This window comes from Paenibacillus sp. FSL P2-0322 (assembly GCF_037975315.1).
In the GTDB taxonomy this organism is placed as follows: domain Bacteria; phylum Bacillota; class Bacilli; order Paenibacillales; family Paenibacillaceae; genus Paenibacillus; species Paenibacillus polymyxa_B.
Window position 1 is genome coordinate 1517408 of sequence record NZ_CP150243.1, and the last position, 13011, is coordinate 1530418.

Sequence of the window (13011 nt, forward strand, 5' to 3'; positions counted from 1 at the left end):
TAAGTTAAATCTTAAATCGCTTAACCAGCTGTTGCAAATCCTGCGCCATGTTGGACAACTCCTGAGACGAAGATGCGATTTCCTCCATGGCCGCCATTTGCTCCTGAGCGGCAGCAGATGTTGTCTGCGAACTGTCCGCTGAATTGCGAGACAGACTTGCCAAATGGGTGACAGTAGCGGAAACTTCCTCTGTACTGGCTGAGATTTGTTCAGCTGCAGCGGATACACTTTGAATTTGTTCCACGATATGAGATGTAGAGCGTTCAATATTCGTAAATGCACCTTCTGCATCTTGGCTAATACGTAATCCTTCACCTACCTGGTTACGAACATTACCGTTCATGGTAGCGGTGGAGCGTTGAATCAAATCGAGCATCTGAGTAATGATCTGACTGATGGAATCCGCGCTTTCCTTGGATTGCTCAGACAGCTTGCGTACCTCTATAGCGACTACGGCAAATCCACGTCCGGCTTCGCCTGCTCTGGAAGCTTCAATAGACGCGTTCAGAGACAACAAATTGGTTTGCTTGGCAATAGCGGCAATAGCTGTATTCATCTGCTTCGCATCGTCCGAGAGCTGGGATAGCTCATCCATCAGGCTAGCTGTTTGGCTTACAGCTTCCAGAATACGGTCCATTTGTGTCCGCACATGGCTGATCATTTGACTGCCTTGAGCCACATCATGCTCGGTTTGTCCTGCTGAATCCACGATGGAGCTTGCCGATTCGGCAATGGTGCTGACACCCTTCGCCATTTCTTCAACGGCATTAGCGGTTTGCTCGGACGCCTCGGCGCTGGTGGCTGCATTTTCCGCGGATTCCATAACCGTTTCCGCTACGTGTTGTACGGACTCCGTCGTTTGCTCTGTGCTTTCCTTGATCATCAGAGAAGAGGAAGCAAGTCGGGAGGACGTTTGATTGACCTCGGAAACCATCGTATGCAAGGAATGCGTCATCTGGTCAAAATTCTGTGCCAGTTCGCCGAACTCATCCTTGCTGGATAGATTAACACGTTCGGTCAGATTTCCGTCACGGACGATGCGTGTTCCTGCTTGCAGCTTGCGCAGCGGAATTAAGAACGAGCGGACCATAAGCACAATGATGATTGCAGCGGCAAGTATGGAAATGACAATCACAATTAGGCTTTGCTTCAGAATCGGTTGGGCTGCATCACTGTAATCCTCCAGATCCGACAGTGCGACAATGCTCCAACCGGTGAGAGGGTCCTTAAGTGTAAAGGCCAGCATATCTCGATTCATAAATTGAATTTGCGACATGGAAGGAGTATCATTTTCGACGGTTGTCGCCACTTCGGGAAGTCCCTCTATGGCGTCAGCAGGTTTTTTGCCTGCCTTGTTAAAGGCTGTTCCAGTCCCAGATACAACTTTATGTTCAGAATCAACAATAATGAGTCCTCCGCGTTCACCAATCTTAACAGACTGCAGACTTTCACCCATTTTGTCCAGATTCAAAGCCAATGAAACAGCTCCTTCACCGTCCTCCAGCGTTCCCGATATATTAACGACTAAATTCCCTGTCGTGACGCTGGCAACTGGAACACCGACGAATACCTTTCCCTTTTCCAGCATTGCATTTTTGTACCATTTTCTCTCCCGGGGGTCATAATCGTCCTCCTGTTTTTTCGGCGAACGTATGTATTGCCCTTTCGCATTGCCGAGAAGCGCGGCATCTAGCTCGGGATGAGCCTTGACGATGACATCCAACTTTTTCTGAAGGGCCTCTTGGTTGGTACCAATGGAATCAGATTTGATTTCAGTGGTAAGCACGTCCAGGTCTTTCATAATGGGCGCTACATACTGATTGACATTGCTTCGGATCAGATACAGATTCGTGTATACGGAACCGCCCATTTGCTGACTGAGTTGTGTCGTAGCCCCCTGATAGGAAAAGTACCCGATAAGTACGCTCGGAATCAATAACACAGCCAAAAAAGATATTATTAATCTTGTCCTCATTAAATAAAACTGCTTGAGAAACCTGTTCCACCACGGAACTGTTTGTTTTGTTTTAGTCATAGTTATTGCTCCTCTGTGTCTGATGATCACTACATTGTTTTATTCGACAGAAACCGACGAATTTTATAGATGTAATCTTTGAGAAACGAGGAATAATTGCATGTTTTAGACACTTTTTTCGGAAAATAGGTCTAAAGAACTATGATTTATATGAATACGAATACATAAAAAGCCAAATCAGAGATGCAAAAGCATCTACACAATTTGGCTTGGGTGAGTCATGTAAGGGACATTGAACTGTTAATTTTTTTGCTGACGTGAAATCATAAAGAGCGTAATCCAGATGAGCATAAAACCAGTCAATTGCGCTACAGTGACAATTTGCTGAAATGCGATCCAGTTAATCACGACACCAACCATGGGAAAGCTTAATTCTGCCATCGTAGCATAAGACGCTTTGGTCGTACTTAAGCCTTTGTAATACAGCAATAAGCTAAGAAGACCCGGAAGCAATGCCTGCAATAGCAGATTGATAATCACAGCTGCGCCCGCCCATGTACCGGCAGGCATATTCCATGGCGCATGCTCTACAGAGGTGAGGACAATCAGCAGAGGAAGCGCGACCATGAAGCGGAGGGAGGTTACCGTTTCATATTTCATTGAACGAAGCAAGTAACTTCCCATGACTGTCGAACCGCCCCACAGAACTGCTGCACCGAGTGCAAGTAGACTACCGACCTGGACAAAATCACGAACATGTCCGAAGGGGAGCGACCAACCGAAGGTCAGAAGATACGTCCCGAACAGAGCGACGACAATTAATAATCCAAAATGACGCGGCAACATTTCCTTCAAAATAATACGAGCTAGAATAATAGCGACCAAGGGTTGAAGCTTCTGGAGTAAGAGTACAGCATTCAAATCACCATTGCTGAGTGCCATGGTGAAAATTACGCTGGCCAGAGCCGAGCCACCCCACGAGACGAACAAAATAGCGAAAACTTGACGAAGCCGTACCGCTTTGAGTTCCTCACGATGCTTCCACAGCATCGGTGTCAGAGCGAGGAAAAGCAGCACATGCTCCATTAGTACAATTTGTGTTGAAGTAAATGACTTTAACAAAATAATACGAAACAGCGGGTCTGCGCCCCACAAGGCCGCTCCAATTGCGACCAGCCAAAAACCGCTTTTCATGTGGGAGCTACGATCAAAACCTTTGGATGTTAGTACAGTAGAAGATTGACTCATACTCAATTAGCTCCTTGCGAATACAGGACCGGTGGCACAAAAACCCCCGTCCATGGCGAATGGCCATGCAAGACGGGGGTTGATCAAATAAACTTGCCGCTTTATGCAAGTTAAATGAAGTTACTGCAAAACCAATAACGCAGTATTCATCCACTTCGCGGCATGTTGATATTTCGATCTTCTTCCATCCGGACTTTACCGTCGGCTTTGGCATCTCACCAAATCAGTCCGTATCCTGTTGCCAGATACAGAGTCGCGGGCTTAGCTCCATGAGCCATACCGCCGGTTGGGAATCTCACCCTACCCCGAAGATCCTTATTCCGTTTTTAATTTCTCCTATAGGATATACCTGTTTTAGAATGAAGTCCAGTGAAAAATGTGTGTATATCGAACAATGATTTTCATCTGTTTTTTGAAAGCGCTCTACGAAATTACATATTACGAGGTAATATCCTTATACTCAATACCTCGAATCGCCGCATAAGCCACAAGCATTCCCAGTATAGAGAAGCCGATTTGCACGGGGGCTATGGAGCTAAGTGTAGCGCCGTTATTATTGGAGAAAAGCAATGCTACAATCAGGATTGAGGTCACAATGGTGGTGGGTACAGAGTATCTTCGCATCCCCATATACAGCGGAACCAGTCCCATAAAGCTGGCAGCAACGGCATTGATTAACGTCCGTGCTGATTGTTGCCCCAGTATGGAAAGAGTAAGGTTATCCGGTACAATCAAAACAAACTGGTTGAGCAGATGAATAGCAGCCGTAATGATTATTTCCGAAATAATAATGGACAAGAACGTGAACAGTAATACGACCAAGAGTTTGGCGATCATCAGCTTTTGACGATGAATCGGATACATGAACAAGATCGTAATCGATTTGGACTTAAATTCCCCGACGATAAAGCGGCATAGGAGAACGGAAGCAAACACAATAAATGTAGCTCTTACAAAATTGTCTATTAGATCCAATAGTTGAGTGTACTGTGTGAATTCAGGTATTCCTTCACTTTGACTTTCCAGCGCAATAACACAGAGCAGCCCAAGAATGCATGCATTGGCGATCAGTGCTGAACGGATATAACCCGTCAGATGAAATTTTTTCAGCTCCAACTGCATCAATTTAAGCATGGAGATCACCTCCGTTTAACAGGCGAAAAAAGTAGTCTTCCAGCGTGCTGCTTTTCTGATGAATGGAATCCACCTCTATATCATTTAAGATGAGCGTCTTCGTAATTTGTTTCTGCGGTACATTTGTATCGTAAATACGTATACTCTGTTCATTTATCACCTTTATATTATTCAGGCTCAAATGATGGGAGAGGACGTAGGCCGCCTTCTTACAATCGTTGGTCGTAAATTCGATGTATTCCGTATTGGTTTCCCGCACCTGCTCCATCGATACTTCCTCAATCAGTCGTCCGTGATTAATCACGCCTACCGTATCCGCAATCTGCTCTATTTCCGCTAAAATATGACTGGACACGAGCAGGGTCATCCCATATTCCTTGCATAACATGTGGAATAGCTGGCGGATTTCCTTGATTCCCACTGGGTCCAGACCATTAATGGGTTCATCCAAAATGAGTAGCTCTGGCTTAGTCGCAATAGCGCGGGCAATCCCGAGACGTTGTTTCATTCCTAGCGAAAAATCCTTTACCGGCTTGTCATCTGCATTTCGCAAATTCACTAATTCCAGGGCATCCCGAACAGCCTGCTTATTATAGTAGCCCATATATTCACAATGAAGTTCGAGATTTTGCTGTGCCGTCAGCCTGTCATAAAAAATCGGGTATTCAATAATTGAACCCATCCGTCCGAGCAGATGATACGACTTCGGGGTTAATTTCTCACCGAATAATTCAATTTCACCCGATGTCGGCTTGAGTAAATTCGTAATCATTTTCATCATCGTCGTCTTGCCTGCCCCGTTAGGACCGAGAAAGCCATAGGTTTCTCCCTTGCGCACATTCATACTGACTCCCGCTACAAGTTCGTTGCCCTTCAGGGCCTTTGTCAACTGATGTGTACGTATTACGTAAGTCATGGGTGTTCTCCCTTCGTATACTGCTGATAATTCAAGGATAAAGGGCGAAATGTTCATTTTTCTTTCGTGATTCTTACAAATTTATTAAGTTAAGCATGTTTAGTTCGACTAATAGTTGATTTTCTTCAATGTAAAAGAGAAGACCGTCCGCTCATATGGTCTACTAGTTAATTGAATTTCTCCGTTCATCGCTTCAACCAGGCGTTTGGCAATCGTAAGGCCCAGTCCGCTGCCTTGTACCGCCTTATTGCGGGAGTCCTCCAGTGTGTACATGCGTTCAAAAACCTTGTCCTGCTCAGATTCCTGTATGCCTTTCCCACGATCCCATATCTCGATACACACCGTATCCTGCTGTTCCGATAGAGCCAGACCCAGCGTCCGTCCGTCTGCCCCGTAGCGAATGGCATTCGAGATCAGATTGTTCAGTACCCGCCCAATCGCTCCTTCGTTCCCCAAGGCATGAATGGGGTGCTCTGGGATCTCAATATGCACAGTAAACCCCTGTGCGGTCAGCAGGTCATAAAACTCCAAAATACTGCGTCTGCACAGTTCTCCCACTTCTAGTCGAGTCAACGGAATATCCGTATCATTAGCCTCCAGCTTCGCCAAGCTAAAAAAGCTGCCGATCAGCTCAATCGCCTCGCTTGTCTTTTGATGAATTTTGGATAGCAGCTTTATACGTTCTTCTGGCAAAATAGTCGGATCGCCATCCAGCATCTCGGCATATCCAAGCACAACCGTAAGCGGGGTCTTGAGATCGTGGGAAATGTTCGAAATCATTTTGCGCATAGCGATTTGGCTACGGTTGTAATCTGCAGACACTCTGAGATTCAAGTCCAGTAGTCGGTTAATTTCCGTCATGAGTCGTTGCAGTTCAACGTCACCTGTGACATATAGCAGCTTTTCCGCATGATTCACCGTCACGATCCGCTCTAGTAGGGTTCGGATATCCTTTATTTTGCGCTTATAGGCCACACGCTCCCGCCAAAGCCATACTATAACGATTGACATGATGAGGACGATAATCCATTGAGAAATGTTTTCGATGTTCATATCAACCATTCTCCCATTTGTAGCCAATGCCCCATAGCGTTTTAATGTGGACAGGATGAGAGGGATCTTCTTCGATTTTCTCGCGCAGGCGGCGAATATGGACGTTAATCACGTTCTCGTCGCCCATATAATCGTCTTTCCAAATAAATCCGTATAATTGTGCTTTTGTAAATACTCGATTCGGATTGGCTACAAACAGCTTCAAAATATCGGACTCTTTGGCTGTTAGCTGAATTTCATTTTCATTGCGTATGACTGTAAAATGATCAAAATCAATGCGCAGACTGCCGTAGGTCAAAACTTGTGCTTGCGGCTGTTCCTCCTGCTGTTGCTGACGGGCATATGTAGTAGATCTGCGGATCGCGGACTGAATACGAGCGGTCATTTCCAGCATTGAAAAAGGTTTGGCAACATAATCGTCTGCCCCAAAGCCCAGTCCAAGCGCTTTATCCACATCGCTGTCCTTGGCTGACATAATCAGAATAGGTACGGCGCTGTGGGTACGGATTCGGCGGATCACCTCCATACCGTCCACCTTCGGCATCATCAAATCCACCAGTACCAGATCATAGGTATGACGTTCAAAGGCAAGAAGCCCCTCTTCCCCGTCATAGGCAGTGGTTAGACTGTATCCTTCCTTAGTGAGTGCTTTGAGTAGCATTTCGGCGATGGATAGATCGTCTTCAATAAGTAAAATATGTTGTGACATAGGTGTGGAACACCCCTAATTTTTAGATTAAGCTCGCGTGACGAACTGTACCTGAATTATATAGAGCAGTGGAGGGGATTTCCATAAAAAATATCCAAAGGGAAAATTAATGTGTCTGGTAATATATCATTCCCCTATATTATACTGAAAGAGTTTATAATCCGATGTTTGGAATACGGTGTTATAATATCCGGGACATGCCTCATGTAAGAGACTAGGTATGTCGAATCACGCTGCGGTACAGGACCGTCAATAAAGGAGAGCAACGATGTTTGTTATACGAGGAACACAAAAACTGCTGAAGGAATGGGAGACTGAACCACTTCAAGTTGATATTTATCCGCCTTTGAATAGTTGGCATGCCAGCTTGTTTTTACTTAATCGAAGAAAAAATATAGTGTTTATGCATGATATATCCCGCTTAAGCATCACGCTTTTTGGGATCAAAAAATCGCAGTACAACAACCTGCCAGTTCTTTTTGTGCAAGCTTTGAAGGAATTAATGATCAGTGAAGGCTTTGATGAGCAGATTGTAAAGGCATACACACAGGAAGGCGAGCAGATGCTGGCTACGACGACGAATAGTCATAGTGTAATGGGAACCTTGGATGAGATTATTTTTATCATGAAGGAACTGGATATGGAGCATGGGTGCGAGCTGGAAAAAAACCAGTGGAATAACCGGATTGTTTTCAAAACTGTTGAATACAAGTACCCTGTTGATGTTTTTAAAGAAATGCTAGAAAAGCATTATAAACTAGAGAGTATTTGAGAAATTTATGATTTTACCGAAATTAAGTTCCATTTATTCCCTCTGTCCTATATAATCTAATATAGTTCTAAAAGACTATATAAAGAGAGGTAAGGGGTAAATGAAAATTAAATTAAGAAATAAAACTGGAATGATCAAGGAACGCAAAGTAGGTTTTTCATGGACTACGCTCTTTTTCGGTTTTTTCCCTGCGTTGTTTAGAGGGGATTGGAAGTGGGCAGTTATTATTTTTCTGGTATCGATCCTTACGAGTGGGGCGTCCAACTTTGTATTTTGCTTCATTTATAACCGCTTACATATTAATGATCTGCTGTCCCAAGGCTATGGTCCTGCTACTAAGAAATCCCAAGCTATCCTGATTTCCAAGGGATTTATTGCTGAAAATTACGCTGCTAACTTTGCAGGTTAATTTGAGAGCTGCTTGTTAAACGAGACGTATCAAAAGAGCATCCACCAAAGTCCATGCGGGCGGGGAATGCTCTTTTTTTATAACTCACATGATAGCAACGCTTGCGATGAAATGAATCATAGCGCAATAAGCGGCACACTTTGGTAAAATAAAACGATACAGGGTTTGGCACCATCGGTCAGACTTATAAAACGGGGGGTACATAACGAAAGATGAAGAGGATTATTGATATAGCCAAAGAAGCAGGAATTGAAGAAGAACATTTGGAGACGTATGGAAAATATAAAGCGAAGCTGAATCCGTCCCTGTGGGAGCAGTTAAAGGATCGCCCGAATGGAAAGCTGGTGCTGGTTACGGCGATGAATCCCACACCGGCGGGAGAAGGAAAAACGCTGACAACCATCGGGCTGTCACAGGCGCTGAATGCGCTGGGGCATAAAACCGTTGCTGCGTTGCGTGAGCCGTCCCTTGGCCCTTGCTTCGGCATGAAAGGAGGAGCAACCGGGGGAGGACAAGCCCAGATTGTTCCGGCAGAAGACATTAACCTGCATTTTACAGGTGATATTCACGCGATTTCAGCTGCGCATAATTTGCTGGCAGCGATGATCGATAACCATTTGTTTCATGGAAATGCTTTGCGGTTGAAACCGGAGCGGATCGTGTGGAAACGCGCTGTCGATATGAACGACCGGAGTTTACGAAATATTGTGACCGGATTGGGGTCAGGTAATGGAGCGGTGAGAGAAAGTGGCTTTCTGATTACCTCGGCTTCAGAAGTGATGGCGGTATTATGTTTAAGTGAAGATATGGACGATCTTAAAGTGCGATTGGGTCGGATGGTGATTGGTTATAACGTAGATGGTGAAACGGTAACAGCTGAGGAACTACATGCGGTGGAAGGTATGGCTGTGCTGCTTCGGGAAGCATTGAAACCCAATCTGGTGCAAACGTTGGAGGGAACTCCAGTTATTGTGCATGGCGGACCTTTTGCGAATATTGCGCATGGATGCAGTAGTTTGATCGGTACGAAGCTGGCCCTGAAGCTGGGAGAGGTGGTCGTTACGGAGGCTGGATTCGGGGCTGAGCTGGGGGCAGAAAAGTTTTTTGACATCAAGTGCCGTCAATCCGGTTTGCAGCCAGATGCGGCTTTGTTGGTCGTAACCGCCAAAGCGCTGAAATATAACGGCGGTGTAGCTAAAAATGAGCTGGACGCAGAAAATCTGGAGCAATTGCAACTTGGATTAGCCAACATGAATCGGCATGTACGGAATTTGCAAAAGTTTGGCGTGCCAGTACTGGTAGCGGTCAACCATTTTGTAACAGATAGCGAGGCCGAGCTGGAACTAATATTCTCGGAATGCCGCAAGCTGGGTGTACCCGCAGAGCTGTCACAGGTGTGGGCACAGGGAAGCCAAGGGGGAGAAAAGCTAGCCCAAAGCCTGCTCAACCTGCTCCAGGAGGACAAAGCCCATTTTGCACCATTGTATGAGCATACACTTGATTTGCAAGCGAAAATTAGTGTCATTGCGAAGGAGCTTTACGGTGCGGCAGAGGTAGCTTACACTCCTGCGGCCAAACGGGCGTTGGCCGGTATGGAGCAGCTTGGTTTTGGACAACTGCCTGTATGCATGGCCAAAACGCCGTATTCTTTCTCAGATCAACCTTCTCTGCTAGGTGCACCGGAGGGCTTTACCATTCACGTGTCCCGCGTTTCTTTGTCCGCAGGGGCAGGCTTTGTGGTCGTGGAAACAGGCAATACTATGACGATGCCAGGTTTGCCCAAATCCCCAGCAGCTGAGCATATGTCGCTGGAGGCAGATGGGAGCATTCAAGGTCTAATGTAGTATCTTTAGAAAAATGGCAACTTCTTAAGATGAAGTGCCGAGCAGTTTGGGCAGTGCAGTAAGCAATTTTTGCCGGGTCATGGCATCGCTCCAGTTCCAGCGGTCAGCTTCTACGAAATATACCCGACCTTGACGTACAGCAGGAAGACTGCGCCAGAGAGGGCTGCTGATCATGCGTTCCAGCGTATGTTTGGATTCTGGAGCTGTTGGGACAAGCATAAAAATGCGGTCCCCGGCGTAATCAGGTAATTCGTTCGGATCTATTTCCGCGAAGCCTTGTTCCGCGTCGAGCACCTTTTGGATCGGCTCAACGGGCTGAAAGCCCTGTGGGTGGTAGAGGGCCGACGAGAATCCAGACATACCCATGACAAAGAGCCGATCACCATGATCGAAGATGAAGACGGAGGCCGTTTCTCCGGCTGTGATTTGCGTACCGAGCTGCTGCCACATTGCCAGATTGCGGGCTGTAAAGGTAGACAACCAGCGTTCGGCCTCCCGCTCCTTACCGAGCCAGGCGCCAAGTGTACGCATCCGTTCCTCCAGCGTGGCGAAGGAGTTGAAGGTAACGGTTGGAGCGATACTGGCAATGCGCTCATATTCCTGTTCATCCGAATTGGCGATGATAATTAGATCGGGATCAAGAGCGCTGGTCAAGCGAATATCCAGGGGAAGGCCCACATCGGCGACATTCACAAGACGATGTTTATAGACGCTGTATTCACTGAGCCGCAGACTTCCACCGATGGCTTTGGCCCCTAATGCCAATAGATCGCCCATCGTTTCTCCATGATAGATGATGCGGCTTGCTCGGCGCGGAATGTGAATATGGTGACCCGTCCAATCCTTGACGCGCACAGAACCGGAGACAGAAAGTGCGTACTTGCCAGGGGGAATCCCGGTCATTTGCCTAAACCGTCGATTAAAATAATATTCGTCAGAGAAACCAACCTGACGGGCAATTTCACGTAAAGGCCGTTTGCATTCCAGCAGCAGCCGCTTGGCATGGTTCAAGCGCAGCTCAGTGAGGTAATGCAGCGGCTTTTTGCCTGTAATTGTACGAAACAATTGGGAGTATTGCCATATGGAAACGTTCGCTTGTTTAGCGAGCTGCTTGACGGTAATGGGCTTTTCATAGTGGTTTTCCATATATGAAAGGGTACCTTCCACCGATGCTGGCAATGCCGGATTAGAGGTATTATTTTGATCAATATGGGTGTGGTCTTCCTGCCACAGCAAGAGCAACTCTTGAAACATGATTTGCTGCCGTAATACAGATGTTTGGTTATGCGGCTGTACCGTTTGTTGGGTACTATGAAATAACTCTTCAGTCAACTGAATAAGTTTGGAGGAAGAAGAGGAGGCAATGTATTCGCGCGGTCCCGGCAGGACAGGTTCATGATATAGGGATGGCATACGTGCTGCGTGTTCAGCCAAGGCCATGTCCGCTTGTGGTTCTGATGGCAAAGCGATGACCTCAAACGTGATTTTGTAGTATTCGGGTACAGTTCCATTCAGGGGAGCGATTTGATAGGATTCACCTGGAGCTAGCCAATACCCATGATCTGTATGGGATAGATACTGCTCTGGGCCAATGTCCACCATACCTGTCCCACCGATGAATATAAGAAGACAGTGATATGAATTGGGACGTGATAATAATTCATCGGTAGGCTCACCAACCAACGCAATTTCTTTAAAATGAAAAAGCAGTGAGCTGAATGGGGGAGGATATACGGACGACGGAGACTGGTTCACGGTATTGCTCCTTTTATTGAGAATGGTTATCATGTATGTATAAGTATACCTCCTTTAGGTTCAACAAAAAAGAAGCCTATCAACAAGTGTCGATAAGCTTCTCCAATTTTTATTTGATGAGCTTGGGCAATTCCTCCAGCAGCCATTCTCGAGTGGAAGCATCACTTTCAGTTTTGCCAATATCCTGAGTGTACACACGTCCCTGTTTGACAGCAGGAAGCTGGAGCCACAGCTTGCTTTTCATTAACTGTTCAGTGGATTGTTGGGCTTCTGAACTTGGTGTTCTTAGTATGAAAATCCGATCTCCAGCGTATTGTCCGATCACTTCCTGAGATATTTGTACAAATCCTTTGTCCTCATCCAGTGCTTTCTGAATAAGAGGAGTAGGCTTGAAACCATTCTTTTCATACAGTATTTGTGACAGTCCTGTCCGTCCCATTGCGAATAAACGGTCACCAGGATAGTAGGTAAACACTGAAGCAGTTTCCCCCGCCTTAACACCCTCTGCGTGAAGCTTGATCCACATCTCCGCTTCCTTTATTTTATATTGGGCAAGCCAATCTTCAGCAGCCTTTTTCTTATTCACAATGTCTCCGAGATGTAGCAAACGTTCGTTTAACGGGGCAAAGGTATCGAACATAATTGTAGGTGCAATTTTTGTTAACGCTGCGTATTGTTTTTCATCTGTATTGGCGGTAATGATCAGGTCAGGCTGAAGTTCCAAGGTTTTTTCCAAATTAATCGGGAACCCCAGATCGGCCACGTTCTGAACCTGCTTCTCATAAACCTTGCCTTCAATCATAGAAGTCGATGTACCTATAGCTTGTACGTCTAAAACCAATAGATCCCCATAGTTTTCTCCGAAGTAAGCAATGCGCCCAGGAGTCGTGGGAATGTTCACTGTATGTCCCTTATAGTCTGTGTAGTCACGAGTTGTGGCAGCTTCCGATGTTTTTGTAGATGCTGTTGTGTTGCTGCTTGCAGTCTGATTGTCAGATGCGCCGCATCCCAGCAGCAATGCCCCCATAAGAAAGAAAAGGTAGATCAGAGCAGTGTATTGTCGAGTAGAATTTTTGTTGATTGTCGAGTTCTTGTTGACCATAGCAACCTCCGTATAATAGAATGATTCAGAATTTTGTAAATGAGAATTATTATCACAAAAGCAATGATAAGCGCTGGACCCTCAATACTCAATG

The 13011-nt window shown here is 45.9% G+C and carries 11 protein-coding genes and 1 riboswitch; of the genes, 3 read left to right on the forward strand and 8 right to left on the reverse strand.

The window, feature by feature from the left end:
* Nucleotides 1–4: 4 nt before the first annotated feature.
* The 6 genes from MKY24_RS06670 to MKY24_RS06695 form a co-directional block, all read right to left on the reverse strand.
* Nucleotides 5–2035 carry a methyl-accepting chemotaxis protein gene (locus tag MKY24_RS06670; RefSeq protein ID WP_053324890.1) on the reverse strand — a complete coding sequence of 677 codons (2031 nt, stop codon included), beginning with the start codon at nucleotides 2033–2035 and terminating at the stop codon, nucleotides 5–7.
* Between the two features lie 240 nt (nucleotides 2036–2275).
* Nucleotides 2276–3223 (reverse strand): DMT family transporter, encoded by a 948-nt coding sequence (locus MKY24_RS06675; RefSeq protein WP_023987584.1) that lies wholly within the window; start codon nucleotides 3221–3223, stop codon nucleotides 2276–2278.
* 172 nt (nucleotides 3224–3395) lie between these two features.
* Nucleotides 3396–3540: riboswitch (FMN riboswitch) on the reverse strand.
* Nucleotides 3541–3661: 121 nt separating this feature from the next.
* Entirely contained in the window at nucleotides 3662–4357 is a 696-nt protein-coding gene (locus MKY24_RS06680; RefSeq protein WP_023987585.1) for a hypothetical protein, read from the reverse strand.
* Entirely contained in the window at nucleotides 4350–5273 is a 924-nt protein-coding gene (locus MKY24_RS06685; RefSeq protein ID WP_028543057.1) for an ABC transporter ATP-binding protein, read from the reverse strand. The genes MKY24_RS06680 and MKY24_RS06685 overlap by 8 nt, the downstream gene beginning before the upstream one ends.
* A gap of 108 nt (nucleotides 5274–5381) precedes the next feature.
* Nucleotides 5382–6326 carry a sensor histidine kinase gene (locus tag MKY24_RS06690; protein ID WP_049828512.1) on the reverse strand — a complete coding sequence of 315 codons (945 nt, stop codon included), beginning with the start codon at nucleotides 6324–6326 and terminating at the stop codon, nucleotides 5382–5384.
* A gap of 1 nt (nucleotide 6327) precedes the next feature.
* A complete protein-coding gene (locus MKY24_RS06695; RefSeq protein WP_023987588.1) occupies nucleotides 6328–7035 on the reverse strand; it encodes a response regulator transcription factor in 708 nt (235 codons plus the stop codon).
* Nucleotides 7036–7303: 268 nt separating this feature from the next.
* Here MKY24_RS06695 and MKY24_RS06700 point away from each other — a divergent pair, with 268 nt between their 5' ends.
* The 3 genes from MKY24_RS06700 to MKY24_RS06710 all read left to right on the forward strand — a co-directional run bounded on the left by MKY24_RS06700 (nucleotide 7304) and on the right by MKY24_RS06710 (nucleotide 10060).
* Complete coding sequence (locus MKY24_RS06700; protein ID WP_023987589.1) at nucleotides 7304–7807, forward strand: hypothetical protein; 504 nt, start codon at nucleotides 7304–7306, stop codon at nucleotides 7805–7807.
* 100 nt (nucleotides 7808–7907) lie between these two features.
* The gene (locus MKY24_RS06705) at nucleotides 7908–8216 is read left to right on the forward strand and encodes a hypothetical protein (protein WP_013309242.1); all 309 of its coding nucleotides are present in this window, start codon (nucleotides 7908–7910) and stop codon (nucleotides 8214–8216) included.
* Between the two features lie 212 nt (nucleotides 8217–8428).
* Nucleotides 8429–10060 (forward strand): formate--tetrahydrofolate ligase, encoded by a 1632-nt coding sequence (locus tag MKY24_RS06710; protein WP_023987590.1) that lies wholly within the window; start codon nucleotides 8429–8431, stop codon nucleotides 10058–10060.
* A 24-nt stretch (nucleotides 10061–10084) separates the two neighbouring features.
* Here MKY24_RS06710 and MKY24_RS06715 read toward each other — a convergent pair whose 3' ends face one another.
* A complete protein-coding gene (locus tag MKY24_RS06715; RefSeq protein ID WP_071559654.1) occupies nucleotides 10085–11815 on the reverse strand; it encodes an ABC transporter substrate-binding protein in 1731 nt (576 codons plus the stop codon).
* 109 nt (nucleotides 11816–11924) lie between these two features.
* Nucleotides 11925–12917 (reverse strand): ABC transporter substrate-binding protein, encoded by a 993-nt coding sequence (locus MKY24_RS06720; RefSeq protein ID WP_071559020.1) that lies wholly within the window; start codon nucleotides 12915–12917, stop codon nucleotides 11925–11927.
* Between the last annotated feature and the right edge of the window lie 94 nt (nucleotides 12918–13011).

Bases quoted from the DNA above. Each gene is read 5' to 3' on its own strand.
- MKY24_RS06720 (WP_071559020.1), bottom strand. From the start codon at position 12,917: ATGGTCAACAAGAACTCGACAATCAACAAAAATTCTACTCGACAATAC.
- MKY24_RS06680 (WP_023987585.1), bottom strand. From the start codon at position 4,357: ATGCTTAAATTGATGCAGTTGGAGCTGAAAAAATTTCATCTGACGGGT.
- MKY24_RS06695 (WP_023987588.1), bottom strand. From the start codon at position 7,035: ATGTCACAACATATTTTACTTATTGAAGACGATCTATCCATCGCCGAA.
- MKY24_RS06705 (WP_013309242.1), top strand. From the start codon at position 7,908: ATGAAAATTAAATTAAGAAATAAAACTGGAATGATCAAGGAACGCAAA.
- MKY24_RS06700 (WP_023987589.1), top strand. From the start codon at position 7,304: ATGTTTGTTATACGAGGAACACAAAAACTGCTGAAGGAATGGGAGACT.
- MKY24_RS06670 (WP_053324890.1), bottom strand. From the start codon at position 2,035: ATGACTAAAACAAAACAAACAGTTCCGTGGTGGAACAGGTTTCTCAAG.
- MKY24_RS06685 (WP_028543057.1), bottom strand. From the start codon at position 5,273: ATGACTTACGTAATACGTACACATCAGTTGACAAAGGCCCTGAAGGGC.
- MKY24_RS06710 (WP_023987590.1), top strand. From the start codon at position 8,429: ATGAAGAGGATTATTGATATAGCCAAAGAAGCAGGAATTGAAGAAGAA.
- MKY24_RS06690 (WP_049828512.1), bottom strand. From the start codon at position 6,326: ATGAACATCGAAAACATTTCTCAATGGATTATCGTCCTCATCATGTCA.
- MKY24_RS06675 (WP_023987584.1), bottom strand. From the start codon at position 3,223: ATGAGTCAATCTTCTACTGTACTAACATCCAAAGGTTTTGATCGTAGC.